Annotated in this window: 14 protein-coding genes; 5 read left to right on the top strand and 9 right to left on the bottom strand. The window is 55.9% G+C overall.

Translation table 11 applies throughout. From position 1 onward, the window contains the following. Positions 1–27: 27 nt before the first annotated feature. The 4 genes from BWI95_RS23190 to glnA form a co-directional block, all read right to left on the bottom strand. Positions 28–138, bottom strand: coding sequence for a YshB family small membrane protein (locus tag BWI95_RS23190; protein ID WP_094192975.1), 111 nt, complete (start codon positions 136–138; stop codon positions 28–30). Between the two features lie 95 nt (positions 139–233). Then, a complete protein-coding gene (gene glnG, locus BWI95_RS01250) occupies positions 234–1,643 on the bottom strand; it encodes a nitrogen regulation protein NR(I) (RefSeq protein WP_054804147.1) in 1,410 nt (469 codons plus the stop codon). An 8-nt stretch (positions 1,644–1,651) separates the two neighbouring features. Beyond that, a complete protein-coding gene (gene glnL / locus BWI95_RS01245; protein ID WP_023479377.1) occupies positions 1,652–2,701 on the bottom strand; it encodes a nitrogen regulation protein NR(II) in 1,050 nt (349 codons plus the stop codon). Positions 2,702–2,903: 202 nt separating this feature from the next. Further along, positions 2,904–4,313, bottom strand: coding sequence for a glutamate--ammonia ligase (gene glnA, locus BWI95_RS01240; RefSeq protein ID WP_023479289.1), 1,410 nt, complete (start codon positions 4,311–4,313; stop codon positions 2,904–2,906). A 380-nt stretch (positions 4,314–4,693) separates the two neighbouring features. On the opposite strand from glnA, the gene typA reads away from it, so the two are divergent. The 5 genes from typA (at position 4,694) to fabY (ending at position 9,540) form a co-directional block, all read left to right on the top strand. Beyond that, positions 4,694–6,517: a ribosome-dependent GTPase TypA gene (gene typA, locus BWI95_RS01230; RefSeq protein ID WP_042712320.1), complete on the top strand. Its 1,824-nt coding sequence runs from the start codon at positions 4,694–4,696 to the stop codon at positions 6,515–6,517. A gap of 140 nt (positions 6,518–6,657) precedes the next feature. After that, positions 6,658–7,254: a glucose-1-phosphatase gene (yihX, locus tag BWI95_RS01225; protein ID WP_054804144.1), complete on the top strand. Its 597-nt coding sequence runs from the start codon at positions 6,658–6,660 to the stop codon at positions 7,252–7,254. Next, positions 7,251–8,123, top strand: a complete 873-nt coding sequence (locus tag BWI95_RS01220) for a virulence factor BrkB family protein (RefSeq protein WP_076768859.1) — start codon at positions 7,251–7,253, stop codon at positions 8,121–8,123. The genes yihX and BWI95_RS01220 overlap by 4 nt, the downstream gene beginning before the upstream one ends. Beyond that, the gene (dtd, locus tag BWI95_RS01215) at positions 8,120–8,554 is read left to right on the top strand and encodes a D-aminoacyl-tRNA deacylase (protein ID WP_023479361.1); all 435 of its coding nucleotides are present in this window, start codon (positions 8,120–8,122) and stop codon (positions 8,552–8,554) included. Before BWI95_RS01220 ends, dtd begins: the two co-directional genes overlap by 4 nt. Before the next feature lie 44 nt (positions 8,555–8,598). After that, the gene (gene fabY, locus BWI95_RS01210) at positions 8,599–9,540 is read left to right on the top strand and encodes a fatty acid biosynthesis protein FabY (RefSeq protein WP_023479318.1); all 942 of its coding nucleotides are present in this window, start codon (positions 8,599–8,601) and stop codon (positions 9,538–9,540) included. Positions 9,541–9,593: 53 nt separating this feature from the next. Here fabY and BWI95_RS01205 read toward each other — a convergent pair whose 3' ends face one another. The 5 genes from BWI95_RS01205 to fdnG form a co-directional block, all read right to left on the bottom strand. Next, positions 9,594–10,505, bottom strand: coding sequence for an alpha/beta hydrolase (locus BWI95_RS01205; protein ID WP_076768858.1), 912 nt, complete (start codon positions 10,503–10,505; stop codon positions 9,594–9,596). Between the two features lie 258 nt (positions 10,506–10,763). Further along, positions 10,764–11,693: a formate dehydrogenase accessory protein FdhE gene (fdhE, locus tag BWI95_RS01200; RefSeq protein ID WP_023479362.1), complete on the bottom strand. Its 930-nt coding sequence runs from the start codon at positions 11,691–11,693 to the stop codon at positions 10,764–10,766. Continuing rightward, a complete protein-coding gene (gene fdoI / locus BWI95_RS01195) occupies positions 11,690–12,328 on the bottom strand; it encodes a formate dehydrogenase cytochrome b556 subunit (protein ID WP_023479367.1) in 639 nt (212 codons plus the stop codon). Before fdoI ends, fdhE begins: the two co-directional genes overlap by 4 nt. Then, entirely contained in the window at positions 12,325–13,227 is a 903-nt protein-coding gene (fdxH, locus tag BWI95_RS01190) for a formate dehydrogenase subunit beta (RefSeq protein WP_054804143.1), read from the bottom strand. Before fdxH ends, fdoI begins: the two co-directional genes overlap by 4 nt. Positions 13,228–13,239: 12 nt before the next feature. Beyond that, entirely contained in the window at positions 13,240–16,290 is a 3,051-nt protein-coding gene (gene fdnG / locus BWI95_RS01185) for a formate dehydrogenase-N subunit alpha (RefSeq protein WP_139966890.1), read from the bottom strand. Between the last annotated feature and the right edge of the window lie 107 nt (positions 16,291–16,397).

The following is a 16,397-nucleotide window of genomic DNA, read 5'->3' as shown; positions in this document are numbered from 1 at the left end:
TGCAAAAGCACCAGGCCTGTTAAACCGTTAGCTAAACAGCCCGACCAGCGTTGCACACAGCAGCGCTGCGACAGCCGTTTGTGGCGTATGGCTGGCAGAGGCGCCAGCCGTAACCAGATGAATGAACGATTCCAGCATGATAACCCCCCTGAACGCGCAAGATCATACTGCACTGCGACGAACAGTAAAGCACAAAATAGCAGCACTTTTCGCGGGCGGATCGCGCTTTACGTTTACTCCATTCCCAGCTCTTTTAACTTACGCGTAAGGGTATTGCGCCCCCAGCCAAGCAGGCGTGCCGCTTCCTGCTTATGCCCCTGAGTGTGGCGCAGCGCGGTGGTCAGCAGGGTGCGCTCCATCTCCGGTTGCGCTTCAGAGAGCAGGTTTTGATGACCGGAACGCAGCGCGCGATCGGCCCACTGCGCGAGCAGCGTTGCCCAGCTGTCCGGCAAACTCTGCGACGGGCTTTCCGGCGCGGTAGCTTCAAACAGTTCACTGGGCAGATCCTGAATCAGCACTTCCTGCCCTGCCGCCATCACCGTTAACCAGCGGCAGGTGTTCTCCAGCTGGCGCACGTTGCCCGGCCATGCCAGACGGGTCAATGCCGCTTCGGTTTCCGGGTGCAGCAGCTTCGCTTCCACACCCAGTTCACGGGCCGCGTCCTGTAAGAAGTGGCGCGCCAGACGCGGAATATCTTCCCGGCGTTCGCGCAGCGGCGGCAGATGCACACGGATAACATTCAGGCGGTGGAACAGATCCTCCCTGAATTTCCCCTCCTGCACGCGCAGCTCCAGGTTCTGGTGTGTCGCCGCAATAATACGCACATCGACTTTCACCGGCGCATAGCCGCCCACGCGGTAAAACTGCCCATCGGCGAGCACGCGCAGCAAACGCGTCTGCACATCAAGCGGCATATCGCCAATCTCATCAAGAAACAGCGTGCCGCCGTCGGCCTGCTCAAAACGCCCCTGACGAATGGTGTTAGCGCCGGTAAAAGCCCCTTTTTCGTGGCCAAACAGCTCCGATTCAATCAAATCTTTCGGGATTGCCGCCATATTGAGCGCGATAAACGGCGCTTTGACGCGCGGGCTGTGGCGATGCAGCGCATGGGCAACCAGCTCTTTCCCGGTGCCGGACTCGCCGTTAATCAATACGCTGATCGATGAGCGCGACAGACGGCCAATAATGCGAAACACATCCTGCATCGCCGGCGCTTCGCCAATGATATCGGTGGTCGGGCCGAGAGCCTGCACATTGCGCGGCTGCTGCTGCTCCTGGTAGTGACTGATAGCGCGCTCAACCAGTGCCACCGCTTCATCAATATCGAACGGTTTAGGCAGGTAGTCGAATGCTCCCTGCTGATAAGCGCTTACCGCCGCATCAAGATCGGAGTGGGCAGTCATAATGATGACCGGAAGCATCGGATGGCGCTGCTTAATCTGTTTTAACAGTGCCAGCCCGTCCATACCGGGCATACGGATATCCGAAAGCAGAACATCCGGCGTTTTGGTGGTCAGCGCATCAAGCACTTCAATGGCACTTTCAAACGTTGTACAACTCAAGCCTGCCCCGGTGAGCGCGCGTTCAAGCACCCAACGGATGGAGCTATCGTCATCCACGATCCAGACTATCCCTCGTTGCATAAACACCTCTACTTCCGAATAGGCAGGAATACCGAGAACTCGGTATGGCCTGGCCAACTGGTAAATTCAATTTTGCCTGAGTGTTGATCAATCAGGCTGCGTGCAATCGATAAGCCAAGCCCGGTGCCGCCTTCGCGGCCGCTGACCATCGGGTAAAACAGCGTGTCCTGCAGATGCTGCGGTATACCCGGGCCGTTATCCTGCACATCGATTCTTGCTGCCAGGCGATAACGCACACCGTGCAGCGTTAACTGGAACGCGGTGCGGGTGCGCAGAATAATTTCGCCGCCCTCCGGCCCTAATGCCTGAAGCGCATTGCGCACGATATTGAGTAAAACTTGCTCGATCTGGTCAGGATCGTGCGCCAGCTCCGGTAAACTGGGATCGTAATCGCGAATTAACGTGACGTTAGCTGGCAGCTCCATCGACACCAGGTTCACCACGCGCTCGGCCACTTTATGGATGCTTTCGGTAACGTGCATTCCCGGCTGCTGTGGCCCTAACAGGCGATCGACCAGATTGCGCAGGCGGTCGGCCTGCTCAATGATCACTTTGGTGTATTCCAGCAGCGACGGGTCGGGCAGGGCTTTACTCAAAAGCTGTGCCGCGCCGCGCAGGCCGCCCAGCGGGTTTTTAATCTCATGCGCCAGGCCGCGCACCAGATCGCGCGCCGCCACCTGTTGAGCATGCTGAAGCTGCTCCTGGCTTAAACGACGCTGGTTATCCATCGGCGCCATTTCCAGCAGCACCAGCCCGTCCGGCAGGCGTTGCGCCGTCAGGGAGAGAATATGCGAGCGCCCGTCGATGACCAGCGTCACTTCGTTATCGGTAAAGCCCTGGCCTGCATGCAAACTTTCACGCATCAGGTCGATATTGAGGGAGAAGTAGCTCAGCAGTTCCGGCAGCGGGGTGCCGAACAGTTTGCGCGAGCTTTGCGCCAGCAGCTGTTGTGCTGCGGGGTTGGCGTAATGTACCGCCAGGTCGTCATCAACCAGCAGGATGCTGTTGATCAAAGAGTTGAGGATCTGCCCAGCATCGGGCAGCGCGCCGCTTGCCATGTAGCAGTCTCCCGGAGATATGCACCAATTTTGTGCAGTATAGCGTTATAGAAAGAAAAAGCGCGTGAGATCAGGTTGTTGTCGGCGAAAAAAGCCCATCGTGTGATGGGCCAAAGTTTCCACGGCAACTAAAAAATTCTCTGGCCTCTTTCTCGCCGTCAGCTGCCTGTGACGAGAAAGAGGCTGAGTATTAATAACGTAATTAAACGCTGTAATAGAGTTCGAACTCTACCGGGTGCGGCGTCATGCGAACGCGGTCGTTCTCTTCAATGCGCAGCGCAATGTAAGCGTCGATAGCGTCGTCGGTGAATACGCCGCCGGCGGTCAGGAACTCGCGGTCAGCGTCCAGCGCGTTAAGCGCTTCTTCCAGGGAGCCTGCAACCTGTGGGATCTCTTTCGCCTCTTCCGGCGGCAGATCGTACAGGTTTTTGTCCATTGCTTCGCCCGGGTGGATTTTGTTCTTAATACCATCCAGACCCGCCATCAGCAGTGCGGCAAAGCACAGGTACGGGTTCGCAGCCGGATCCGGGAAGCGCACTTCGATACGACGCGCTTTCGGAGAGGCAACAACCGGAATACGGATAGAGGCAGAACGGTTACGGGCTGAGTAGGCCAGCATAACCGGTGCTTCGTAACCCGGGACCAGACGCTTGTAGGAGTTGGTGGTCGGGTTAGAGAGGGCGTTGATCGCTTTAGCGTGTTTGATTACGCCGCCGATGTAGTACAGCGCCATTTCAGACAGGCCAGCGTATTTGTCGCCAGAGAACAGGTTGGTGCCGTTCTTGGAGAGAGACATGTGGCAGTGCATACCGGAACCGTTATCACCGAACATCGGTTTCGGCATAAAGGTCGCGGTTTTACCGAAGCGGTGCGCAACGTTATGTACCACATATTTGTAAATCTGAATTTCGTCCGCTTTTTTGGTCATGGTGTTGAAGCGGGTTGCCACTTCGTTCTGACCCGCAGTCGCCACTTCGTGGTGATGCGCTTCGACAACCAGGCCCATCTCTTCCATCACCAGACACATGGTGGAACGCAGATCCTGAGAGGAGTCTACCGGCGGAACCGGGAAGTAACCGCCTTTCACAGCCGGACGGTGACCTTTGTTACCACCTTCATATTTGGTGGTGGTGTTCCATGCGCCTTCGATATCGTCGATAGCAACGCTGGAACCGGAGATGGAGCTGCCGAAACGCACGTCGTCAAACAGGAAGAATTCCGGCTCTGGCCCGAACAGCACGGTGTCTGCCAGACCGGTGGAGCGCAGGTACTCTTCAGCGCGTTTGGCGATGGAGCGTGGGTCGCGATCGTAGCCCTGCATAGTGCCTGGCTCGAGGATATCGCAGCGAATAATCAGCGTAGACTCTTCGTAGAACGGGTCAATGACAGCGGTAGTGGCGTCCGGCATCAGCACCATGTCGGATTCGTTGATGCCTTTCCAGCCACCAATCGAAGAACCATCAAACATTTTGCCTTCTTCGAAGAAGTCAGCGTTTACCTGATGGGCTGGGATCGTGACGTGCTGTTCTTTACCTTTGGTATCTGTGAAGCGCAGATCGACAAACTTCACTTCGTGCTCATTCAGCATCGTCAAAACGTGTTCAGCGGACATACTTAAACTCTCCCGGGATTGTCATTGTCGTCGTGGTAACGAGGTCTTCTAATTACTACGTAAATCTGGCGTAGTTGCCGTACAATGGATAAGCGAAATCTATGCCAACTTTTAAATCACCCCAAAAAGGCGTTATCATGCTCGGCATAGTGCAAAAGGGCTGCACCATGATGGTTACCTTGCACCAATATAGTGCTTTTATGGAAACATAGGGCACCATATTGGTGCAATTTTCGTTATTTGCCCCTTTTAACGCTCCGTGAAAGCGATCACAAAGCAACTCTGCAATACTTGTTTGCAGGGTATGTTTGTGATCCTGTTTAGTCCTTCGATTAATACGTGTACAATAACGCGCTATTTCTAATGCCTGAGGCAAAGTTGTGATCGAAAATCTGCGTAACATCGCCATCATTGCTCACGTTGACCATGGTAAAACGACCCTGGTTGACAAGCTGCTGCAGCAATCCGGTACGTTCGACGAACGTGCTGAAACTCAAGAGCGTGTGATGGACTCCAACGATTTGGAGAAAGAGCGTGGGATTACCATCCTCGCTAAAAACACCGCTATCAAATGGAATGATTATCGTATCAACATCGTTGATACCCCAGGGCACGCCGACTTCGGTGGTGAAGTTGAGCGTGTAATGTCCATGGTCGATTCCGTGCTGCTGGTGGTTGACGCATTTGACGGCCCGATGCCGCAAACGCGCTTCGTGACCAAAAAAGCATTTGCCCATGGTCTGAAACCTATCGTGGTAATCAACAAAGTTGACCGTCCTGGCGCGCGTCCGGACTGGGTTGTTGATCAGGTCTTCGACCTGTTCGTTAACCTTGACGCGACCGACGAACAGCTGGACTTCCCGATCGTTTACGCTTCTGCGCTGAACGGTATCGCGGGTCTGGACCACGAAAACATGGCTGAAGACATGACCCCGCTGTACCAGGCGATTGTTGAACATGTACCGGCACCGAACGTCGATCTCGACGGCACGCTGCAGATGCAGGTTTCCCAGCTCGATTACAACAACTACGTTGGCGTAATCGGCATCGGCCGTATCAAGCGCGGTAAAGTGAAGCCGAACCAGCAGGTCACTATCATCGATAGCGAAGGCAAAACCCGTAACGGTAAAGTTGGCAAAGTGCTGACTCACCTGGGGCTGGAGCGTATTGAGAGTGACGTGGCTGAAGCGGGCGACATCATTGCAATCACCGGTCTGGGCGAGCTGAATATCTCCGACACCATCTGTGATCCGCAGAGTGTTGAAGCGCTGCCGGCGCTCTCCGTTGATGAGCCGACCGTCACCATGTTCTTCAACGTCAACACCTCTCCGTTCTGTGGCAAAGAGGGTAAATATGTTACCTCTCGTCAGATCCTTGACCGCCTGAACAAAGAGCTGGTGCACAACGTTGCGCTGCGCGTTGAAGAGACTCAGGATGCGGATGCGTTCCGTGTTTCTGGTCGTGGTGAGCTGCACCTCTCTGTTCTGATCGAAAACATGCGTCGTGAAGGTTTCGAAATGGCGGTTTCCCGTCCGAAAGTAATCTTCCGCGAAATCGATGGCCGCAAACAAGAGCCGTTCGAGAACGTAACGCTGGACGTTGAAGAGCAGCACCAGGGTTCTGTCATGCAGGCACTGGGCGAGCGTAAAGGCGATCTGAAAAACATGAATCCGGACGGCAAAGGCCGCGTACGTCTCGACTACGTGATCCCAAGCCGCGGTCTGATCGGCTTCCGTTCAGAGTTCATGACCATGACCTCTGGTACCGGTCTGCTGTACTCCACCTTCAGCCACTACGACGATATTCGTCCGGGCGAAGTGGGCCAGCGTAACAACGGCGTGCTGATCTCCAACGGTCAGGGTAAAGCGGTTGCGTTTGCGCTGTTCGGTCTGCAGGATCGCGGTAAGCTGTTCCTCGGTCACGGTGCGGAAGTGTATGAAGGCCAGATCATCGGTATTCACAGCCGCTCTAACGACCTGACGGTAAACTGCCTGACCGGTAAGAAACTGACCAACATGCGTGCGTCCGGTACTGACGAAGCAACGGTTCTGGTTCCGCCGATCAAGATGACCCTGGAGCAGGCGCTCGAGTTCATCGATGATGACGAACTGGTAGAGGTAACACCTCAGTCCATTCGTATCCGTAAACGTCATCTGACTGAGAACGACCGTAAACGCGCCATGCGCGGTGCAAAAGAAGAGTAATTCTCCTCTTTTAGCCCAACAAAAGCCGCTGATTATCAGCGGCTTTTTTTATCCCGCGATCGCGGGCGTGAAAGGGCCCGCTATTCAAGCGGAAACTTTCCCGCTACAGTTAACTCTCCATGGCAGGCAAGGAGAGGCAAATGCTCTATATCTTTGATTTAGGTAATGTGATTGTCGATATCGACTTCAACCGGGTGCTCGGAGCCTGGAGCGATTTCAGCCGCGTACCATTGGCAACCCTGAAGCAGAACTTTGTCATGGGGGAGGCCTTCCACCGTCATGAACGCGGGGAGATCAGCGATGAGGAGTTCGCCAAAGCCCTGTGTGAAGAGATGGCGCTGCCGTTAAGTTATGAGCAATTCTCCACCGGCTGGCAGGCGGTTTTCGTCGCGCTACGCCCGGACGTTATCGATATCATGCACAAACTGCGCGCGAAAGGAGATCGTGTGGTGGTGCTGTCCAACACCAACCGCCTGCATACGACCTTCTGGCCGGAACAGTATCCGGAGATCCGCGCCGCCGCCGATCATATCTATCTCTCGCAAGAGATGGGCATGCGTAAACCCGAATCAAGAATTTATCAGCAGGTTCTAACGCTAGAAGGTTTTTCTGCCGAAGATGCCGTCTTTTTCGACGACAATGCTGAAAATATCGCTGGCGCTGAGCGCGTGGGAATTACGTCGATCCTGGTCGCTAACAAGGCCACCATTCCGGACTATTTTTCAAAGCTGCTATGAAAGAAGCCGTAAAACAGCGCGCGAAGAGGAGTGCGCAGTCGCTGCAGGCCTGGTCAAAACTGCTGTGGCGACATATCAACGATGACAATATGACGACGCTGGCGGGGAATCTCGCCTACGTCTCACTGCTTTCGCTGGTGCCGCTGATTGCGGTGATCTTCGCGCTGTTCGCCGTTTTCCCAATGTTTTCCGACATCAGCATCCAGCTGCGTCACTTTATTTTTGCCAATTTCATTCCCACAACCGGCGACGTTATCCAGAACTACATTGAGCAGTTCGTCGCTAACTCGACGAAGATGACCGCGGTAGGGGCCTGCGGGCTGGTGGTCACTTCGCTCTTACTGATGTACTCCATCGACAGCGCGCTGAATACCATCTGGCGCAGCACCCGCGTGCGCCCGCATGTTTACTCATTTGCCGTCTACTGGATGATCCTGACCCTCGGCCCGCTGCTGGCCGGGGCAAGTCTGGCAATCAGCTCTTATCTGCTGTCGCTGCGCTGGGCGAGTGAGCTTAATAGCGTGATTGATGATGTGCTGCGAATTTTCCCGCTGATCCTCTCCTGGCTCTCGTTCTGGCTGCTCTACAGCATTGTTCCGACCACGCGCGTACCAAACCGCGATGCGGTGCTGGGGGCGTTTGTTGCGGCGGTGCTGTTTGAACTGGGCAAGAAAGGTTTTGGCTTATATATCACCATGTTCCCCTCCTACCAGCTGATTTATGGTGTGCTGGCTGTTATCCCTATCATGTTTCTCTGGGTCTACTGGACCTGGTGTATCGTCTTGCTTGGGGCTGAAATTACTGTCACTCTCGGGGAATACCGCGAACTTAAAAAAGCAGCACAACGAGAAGAAGCAGACCAACCATGATTGCATTAATTCAACGCGTTTCCCGTGCGAGCGTTAGCGTGGCGGGAGAGGTGACGGGTGAAATTGGCCCGGGTCTCCTGGTATTACTGGGCGTCGAGAGGGAAGACGACGAGCAGAAAGCAAACCGCCTGTGTGAACGGGTGCTGGGATACCGAATTTTTAGCGATGCCGACGGGAAAATGAACCTCAACGTCCAGCAGGCCGGCGGCAGCGTGCTGGTGGTATCGCAGTTTACGCTGGCAGCCGATACGGAACGCGGCATGCGTCCGGGCTTTTCGCGCGGCGCCGCGCCGGAAAAAGCCGAGGCGCTCTATAACCACTTTGTTGCACACTGCGGCCAGCAAATCGCCACGCAAACCGGGCGCTTCGCTGCCGATATGCAGGTGTCGCTGGTCAATGACGGTCCCGTTACATTCTGGCTACAGATATGAGCCAGCTTGCGGCGCGGCCCCGGGTCACAAGAGAGAATGCAGCTATGTATCATCTTCGCGTACCGCAAACTGAAGAAGAGTTAGAACGTTACTACCAGTTCCGCTGGGAAATGTTACGCAAGCCGTTGCACCAGCCGCAGGGCTCCGAGCGCGACGCCTGGGACGCCATGGCGCATCACCAGATGGTGGTTGATGAAGAGGGCAATATCGTCGCGTCCGGTCGGCTCTATATCAATGCCGATAACGAAGGCTCGATTCGCTTTATGGCGGTGCACCCCTCCGTACAGGATAAAGGCCTCGGCACGCTGATGGCGATGACCCTGGAATCCGTCGCCCGCCAGGAGGGTGTTAAGCGCGTAACCTGTAGCGCCCGCGAAGATGCGGTACCCTTTTTCGCCAAGCTTGGGTTTATCAACGAGGGCGAAATCACCGCGCCGCAAACCACCCCCATCCGCCATTTTCTGATGATCAAACCCATCGCCTCGCTGGATGATATTCTTCATCGCGGCGACTGGTGCGGTCAGCTACAACAAGCCTGGTATCAGCATATTCCGCTCAGCGAAAAGATGGGCGTGCGCATCCAGCAGTACACCGGGCAGAAATTTATTACCACCATGCCGGAGATCGGCAATCAAAACCCGCATCACACGCTGTTTGCCGGCAGCCTTTTCTCGCTGGCGACGCTCACCGGCTGGGGTCTTATCTGGCTGATGCTGCGCGAACGCCATCTCGGCGGCACAATTATTCTCGCCGACGCCCATATCCGCTACAGTTCACCCATCAGCGGTAAACCGAGCGCCATTGCCGATCTCGGCTCGTTAAGCGGCGATCTCGACCGCCTGGCACGCGGGAAAAAAGCGCGCGTGCAGATGCAGGTAGAGCTGTTTGGCGATGATAAGCAGGGTGCGATTTTTGAAGGCATCTATATCGTCCTGCCCGCAAAACCGTTTGGCTCGTTCGAAGAGGGCGGCAACGAAGAGGAGTAGGCGCTGGGCCTGCCGATGGCGCGCGCGAAAAGCGCGCTTTCCCGTATAGCCAGTTACACCCTGGCGACGCGCGACGCCACATCGTGGATTACATCCACTGCCGTGCGGCTGATGCCGGCAAGCTGGAAGAAACCGTGTATCACACCGAGATAACGCGAACAGGAGCAGGCCACGCCCTGTTCGGTCATTCGCTGATAGAGTGACTCTCCTTCATCGCACAGCGGGTCAAACTCCGCGGTGACAATATGCGTCGGCGGCAGGCCGTTGAAATCATCGCGCCACAGCGGGCTGACATCCGGCAGCAGGCGGTCGGTCTCGCCGAGATAGTGCGTGTAGCCGGAGAGCAGTGCCTCGCGGGTGATCACATAATCTGCGCCGTTAAGGGTATAGCTGTCGAACCAGGCGGTTGCATCAAGCATCGGGTAGATGAGGATCAGCTGAGCAGGCTGCCACTCCCCTGCGGCTTTTAAGCGCAGTGCCGTGACCAGCGCCAGATGTCCGCCTGCGCTATCGCCCGCCAGCGTGAGGCGCTGAGGATCGATGCCAAGCTGCTGCGCGTTTTCCCGGACAAGTTCAGCGCCCCTCAGCGCATCATCATGTGCCGCTGGCCAGCGGTGTTCTGGTGCAAGGCGGTACTGCACGGCGATAACCCGACAGCCGCTGTAAAAGGCGAGCTGGCGCAACTGTTTATCATGGGTATCAAAGCCACCGCTAACAAAACAGCCACCGTGGTAGTAGATAAGCGCGGGTAAATTATCATCGGCATTTTGTGGCGAGAAGCAGCGAAAGCGAATGCCCTCAAGCGTTAACTCACTCACCTCAACACGGGTTTCCGTCTCGCCTGCCAGCGTCGTGCTGGCGAGATACCCCGCGCGCCGGTCATCAATACTCTGCTCGCCGGCGGAAGGCCGTCCTGCAGCAATAAAGTCGCTTACCAGTTGGCTAATACCCTGTTCCAGTGCCATTTTGCATTCCTTTATCTGTATAAATACCCAGGTTTTATAGCCTGGTTTTTGCGAAATGGAAACGGGGTTTTTGGGCTGAAAATGAAAAGTGGAACCCAGCTCGAAAGAACGTTTTTTTCTTTCAGGAATGCATCAGAAGGGAGACTTAAGACTTATTAGAAGGGGGGAAGCGCTAATAAACTTGAAAAAGGAGGGGAGTGAGTGTGTCACCCCATATCAGTAACAGGCCGGGCAAAAACTTACCGCGACCTGCTGATTTTACTCCCCTTCGCCGGGGAATAAGAACGGGTTGATGGAGCTACGGGCGAACCCTTCCTGCTCCATGCGGGCATCGAGGATCAGCGACGCAAGATCGTCGGCTACCGCTTCGACATTCTGGTCTTTTTCCTGATAAAGGATCTTCAGGTAAGTGCCGCAGTCGCCGCAGCTTTCCGCTTTGATTGCCGCCTGCTCGTTATCCAGCGACCAGTAGTGCAGATCGCGGGTTTGCTCGCAGTTGCTGCACTTGACGCGTACCACGTGCCATTCGGTTTCGCACAGGTTGCAGTGCAGGTAGCGCAGCCCCTGGCTGCTGCCGATGTGCACCGTACTGGAAACCGGCATCGATCCGCATACCGGGCAGAACTGGCGCTGCTCGCCATATTCCGCGCGGGCTTTCCCCGGAATCAGGCTGGCCATCTGCGCCCAGTAGAGCGACAGCGCGGCCCAGATAAAGGGCGCTTTATCGCTGCTGACGGAGGCGAAGTCGGCGGCGAAGAGCGCGCTGGCCATCGCTTCCAGCTCCTGCGCAGAGGCTTTTTCCAGATTCTCGATCACCGCCAGCGCCGGGCCGCTCATCTCCGGCTTCAGCTCGGCGATCAGCGAATGCAGCAGCTTATGCCAGTGCGTATCGCGCGGCAGAACATGAATATCAAGCGGCGGCTTGCCCTGCGCGGCAGCTTCTTTAAGACGCGCCGTCAGATCGAGTTGTAACGGGTGGTCATACAGCACCACCTCCTGGGCATGGGCGATAAGCGCGGCAAAACGCAGATAATCACCCAGCGGATTACTCTCTGCCAGCGTGCGCAGACGTTCCGCACGGCGGTTATAGAGGTTTTTAAGTCTGGGGAATAACAACGGCGGAATTACTTCCGCCGTGCGTTTCTCGCTCTTCTCCAGCTCATCTTGCGGGATTATGCGAATACTCATTCAGTTGGTTTTTCCGTTGTCTTGCTGCGAACTTCCCGGTACCAGCGCGGGTGATGTTTCTTCGCCCAGGTGCTGGTAACCCAGCCTTCCACCATTGCGGTTATGGTGCCTTTAACCCACAAGGCGGCATAAATGTGCACCATGATAACCACAATTAACGCAACTGCTGCAAATGAATGCACCATCAGCGCTAAGCGGATCACCGGGATGGGAAACGCGGGTGCAAAGTAAGGGCGCCAGATAACCACGCCGCTTGCCAGTAGCAACACCAGGAAGATAATCGCCGCCCAGAACACACACTTCTGACCGAAATTATAGCGCCCGGTGTCACCCACTTCCTCATTGACGACGATCTTACGAATATTCTTCGCCCAAAAGATATCATCCCTATTGATGAGGTTATGGTGCCAATAGCGGAAAAACATGATTATAAACGAGGCAAACATCACCACGCCGACAAACGGATGAAGAATACGCGCCAGCTGCGGCGTGCCCAAAATGTTCATCAACCAGTTGAAGGAGGGGAAGAAAAACCCCAGCCCGCTCACCGACGCCAGCACGAAGCAGAAGGCGGTGATCCAGTGGTTGATGCGCTCGGGTGCCGAATAGCGCACGATGGTGTCACGTTTTCTCATTTGCGCACCTCGTCTTTCTCTTCATGCAGGTTGTCCTCTTCCTCTTCTGCGCGGTTCGGACCGACACCGACATAGTGGAAGATGCTGGCCGCGAAGGTGGCAGCAAAGCCGACCGCCGCAAGTGGTTTCCAGATCCCTTTCCAGAACTTCACGGTTGCGCTGATTTCCGGGTTCTCCGGCAGACCGTGGTACAGATTCGGGTTATTGGCATGGTGCAGCACATACATCACGTGCGTGCCGCCAACACCGGCCGGATCGTACAGACCTGCGTTATCGTAACCACGGGTTTTCAGCTCTGCCACGCGCTCGCCGGCGAGGTTTTTCATATCCTCTTTGGAGCCAAAGTGGATAGCGCCGGTCGGGCAGGTCTTCACGCAGGCTGGTTCCTGGCCTACCGTCACACGGTCAACGCACAGCGTACATTTGTAGACGCGGTTGTCTTCCGGGTTCAGGCGCGGCACATCGAACGGGCAGCCCGCGATGCAGTAACCGCAGCCAATGCACTGCTCAGACTGGAAGTCGACAATGCCGTTAGCATACTGAATGATAGCCCCTTCTGACGGACATGCTTTCAGACAGCCGGGATCGGCGCAGTGCATGCAGCCATCTTTACGAATCAGCCACTCCAGTTTGTCGTTCTGCTCCACTTCCGAGAAACGCATCACCGTCCATGATTTGGCGGTCAGATCCGCCGGGTTGTCATACATCCCGACGTTATGCCCCACCTCATCACGCAGGTCATTCCATTCGGAACAGGCCACCTGACAGGCTTTACAGCCGATACAGGTGGTGACGTCGATAAGCTTCGCCACTTCCTGCTGGTGATCCCGCGCCTGAGGCGCGGGAGTGAAACCGTTAGTCGCGGAACGACGGATGATGTCTTGCGATTGATAAGCCATAAGTCGTCTCCGTTACACCTTTTCCACATTCACCAGGAACGCCTTGAACTCCGGCGTTTGGGTATTCGCATCACCGACAAACGGCGTCAGCGTGTTAGCGATAAAGCCTTTCTTCGCCACGCCTTCGTAACCCCAGTGAATCGGAATACCAATCGTGTCGATATCTTTGCCGTCCACTTTCAGGGTACGAATACGTTTGGTCACCACCGCTTTGGCTTTGATATAGCCACGGTTGGAGGAGACGCGCACAGTATCGCCCTGCGTAATGCCCAGCTTGCCCGCCAGTTTCTCGCCAATCTCCACAAACTGTTCCGGCTGCGCGATGGAGTTCAACAGCGCGTGTTTAGTCCAGTAGTGGAAGTGCTCGGTCAGGCGGTAAGTGGTCCCGACATACGGGAACTTATCGGCTTTACCCATCGCAGCGAGATCGTCTTTAAAGACGCGCGCGGCAGGATTCGAGACGACATTCGGGTGCAGCGGGTTGGTGCCCAGCGGCGTTTCAAACGGCTCGTAGTGTTCCGGGAATGGCCCTTCCATCATCTTATCGAGAGCGAAGAGGCGACCCATCCCTTCCGGCTGCATGATAAACGGCCCGACTTCACTGCCAGGTGCGGCGGTGCTGTAGTCCGGAATATCTGCACCCACCCACTTGCCGTTGGCATAGCTGAGCAGCTTGCGCTTCGGATCCCACGGGTTACCCTGCGGGTCAGCGGAGGCACGGTTATAGAGAATACGGCGGTTGAGCGGCCACGCCCATGCCCAGCCCAGCGTATTGCCAAGGCCCGACGGATCGGCGTTATCACGGCGCGCCATCTGGTTGCCGTCCGGCGTCCAGCTCCCGGCGAAAATCCAGCAGCCGCTTGAGGTGGTGCCGTCATCGCGCAGGTGCGCAAAGCTACCAAGCTGGTTGCCTTTCTTCGCCAGCACGTCGCCGCTTACCGGATCGATAATATCGACCAGCGCTTTGCCGTTGCTCTCCATCGCCACTTCTTCTGCTGACGGATTCTCCGGCGTCGAGTAGTTCCAGGTCATGTTCAGAACCTGTTCCGGATTCGCGCCACCCTCTGCGGCATACATCTTACGCAGACGTAAGAAGATACCGGCCAGGATCTCACCGTCGTTCAGCGCTTCGCCCGGGGCGTCTGCGCCTTTCCAGTGCCACTGCAACCAGCGGCCGGAGTTAACGATGGAGCCGTTCTCTTCAGCAAAGCAGGTCGACGGCAGGCGGAACACTTCGGTCTGGATGGTCGACGGATCGACATCGTTAGACTCGCCGTGGTTCTGCCAGAAGGTCGAGGTTTCCGTATTCAGCGGATCAATGGTCACCAGGAACTTCAGTTTCGACAGGGATGCCACCACCTTGTTCTTGTTCGGGAACGAGGCGACCGGGTTAAAGCCCTGGCAGAGATAGCCGTTGACCTTGCCCTGGCTCATCATTTCGAAATACTGCAGAACGTCGTAGCCTTTGTCCCACTTCGGCAGCCAGTCAAAGCCCCAGCTGTTCTCCGCCGTCGCTTTGTCGCCAAAGAAGGCTTTCATCATCGACACGAAGAATTTCGGGTAGTTGCTCCAGTAGTTAACCTGGCCTTCCAGCAGCGGTTTAGGCGTGTTGACGGTCAGGTAGGTCTGGAGATCCTTCTGCTTCTCACTCGGCAGCGTCATGTAACCCGGCAGGCTCTGCGACAGCAGGCCAAGATCGGTCAGACCCTGAATATTGGAGTGGCCGCGCAGGGCGTTTACGCCGCCGCCTGCCATCCCCATATTGCCGAGCAGCAGCTGGATCATCGCCATGGTACGGATGTTCTGCGCGCCGACGGAGTGCTGCGTCCAGCCCAGTGCATAGAGGAACGAGGCGGTTTTATCATGCACGCTGGTTTCCGCGATGTACTCGCACACCTTCAGGAAGTCCGCTTTTGGCGTCCCGCAGATGTTTTCAACCACATCTGGCGTATAGCGGGAAACATGCTGTTTCAGCAGGTTCCACACGCAGCGCGGGTGAGTCAGCGTTTTATCGCGCTTAGCGAAGCCCTTCTCATCCAGCTCGTAGTTCCAGGTGGTTTTGTCGTACTTGCGTGTTTCCGCGTCATAGCCGGTGAACAGGCCATCTTCGAAGCCAAAATCTTCACGCACGATCAGGCTGGCGTTGGTATAGGCTTCGGTATATTCGCGGTTATATTTTTCGTTGTTCAGCAGGTACAGCAACACGCCTGACAGGAAAGCGATGTCAGTACCGGAACGAATCGGCGTATAAAAATCCGCAACCGAGGCGGTTCGCGTAAAGCGAGGATCGATAACAATCAGCTTCGCGCCATTGTGGATCTTGGCTTCCATCGCCCAGCGGAATCCCACCGGATGCGCTTCTGCCGCGTTCCCTCCCATCACCACGATGAGATTGGCGTTCTTCATATCAACCCAGTGGTTGGTCATCGCACCGCGACCAAATGTTGGAGCAAGACTTGCTACCGTTGGTCCGTGTCAGACACGCGCCTGGTTATCGACGGCTAACATGCCGAGGGCGCGGGTAAATTTCTGGGTTAAATAGCCGGTTTCGTTACTGGAAGCGGATGCGCACAGCATCCCGGTGCTCAGCCAGCGGTTCACGGTGGTGCCTTCGGCGTTCTGCGCAACATAGTTGGCGTCGCGGTCGGCTTTCATCAGTTTGGCGATGCGCTCAAAGGCATCTTCCCAGGTGATGCGTTGCCACTTATCGGAACCTGGAGCACGGTATTCCGGGTATTTCAGGCGGCTTTCAGAGTGGATGAAATCCACCAGACCTGCCCCTTTCGGGCAGAGCGCGCCGCGGTTTACCGGATGGTCCGGATCCCCTTCGATATGGAAAATTGACGCTTTGGCGTTTTTTGCACCGTCGCCGAGGCTATACATCAATAGCCCGCAGCCCACGGAACAATATGTGCAAGTATTACGGGTTTCGCGGGTGCGCAACAGCTTATATTGCCGTGTCTCCGCGAGTGCAATGTTGGGGGCAAAGCCCAGTGCTGCAGCCGTTGTACCTGCCATACCGCCAGCGCAGATCTTAAAGAACTGCCTTCTGCTGACCTGCATGGGTTACTCCTGGTTGACATTACTCTTATCGTTTTTTTCTTTGCGGTGAATTTCACAAAGGTTCAGAATTGCTGCATATCCCTCTGCTTAAGAAGGATATGCGCGGA

It is taken from the genome of Kosakonia cowanii JCM 10956 = DSM 18146 (assembly GCF_001975225.1).
Lineage (GTDB): Bacteria > Pseudomonadota > Gammaproteobacteria > Enterobacterales > Enterobacteriaceae > Kosakonia > Kosakonia cowanii.
This window is presented reverse-complemented; position numbering and strand designations above follow the sequence as displayed.

Excerpts from the sequence above, each read along its gene's own strand:
- fdxH (WP_054804143.1), bottom strand. The coding sequence starts at position 13,227 with ATGGCTTATCAATCGCAAGACATCATCCGTCGTTCCGCGACTAACGGT.
- dtd (WP_023479361.1), top strand. The coding sequence starts at position 8,120 with ATGATTGCATTAATTCAACGCGTTTCCCGTGCGAGCGTTAGCGTGGCG.
- fdhE (WP_023479362.1), bottom strand. The coding sequence starts at position 11,693 with ATGAGTATTCGCATAATCCCGCAAGATGAGCTGGAGAAGAGCGAGAAA.
- glnG (WP_054804147.1), bottom strand. The coding sequence starts at position 1,643 with ATGCAACGAGGGATAGTCTGGATCGTGGATGACGATAGCTCCATCCGT.
- BWI95_RS01205 (WP_076768858.1), bottom strand. The coding sequence starts at position 10,505 with ATGGCACTGGAACAGGGTATTAGCCAACTGGTAAGCGACTTTATTGCT.
- glnA (WP_023479289.1), bottom strand. The coding sequence starts at position 4,313 with ATGTCCGCTGAACACGTTTTGACGATGCTGAATGAGCACGAAGTGAAG.
- glnL (WP_023479377.1), bottom strand. The coding sequence starts at position 2,701 with ATGGCAAGCGGCGCGCTGCCCGATGCTGGGCAGATCCTCAACTCTTTG.
- fabY (WP_023479318.1), top strand. The coding sequence starts at position 8,599 with ATGTATCATCTTCGCGTACCGCAAACTGAAGAAGAGTTAGAACGTTAC.
- BWI95_RS23190 (WP_094192975.1), bottom strand. The coding sequence starts at position 138 with ATGCTGGAATCGTTCATTCATCTGGTTACGGCTGGCGCCTCTGCCAGC.
- BWI95_RS01220 (WP_076768859.1), top strand. The coding sequence starts at position 7,251 with ATGAAAGAAGCCGTAAAACAGCGCGCGAAGAGGAGTGCGCAGTCGCTG.
- fdoI (WP_023479367.1), bottom strand. The coding sequence starts at position 12,328 with ATGAGAAAACGTGACACCATCGTGCGCTATTCGGCACCCGAGCGCATC.
- yihX (WP_054804144.1), top strand. The coding sequence starts at position 6,658 with ATGCTCTATATCTTTGATTTAGGTAATGTGATTGTCGATATCGACTTC.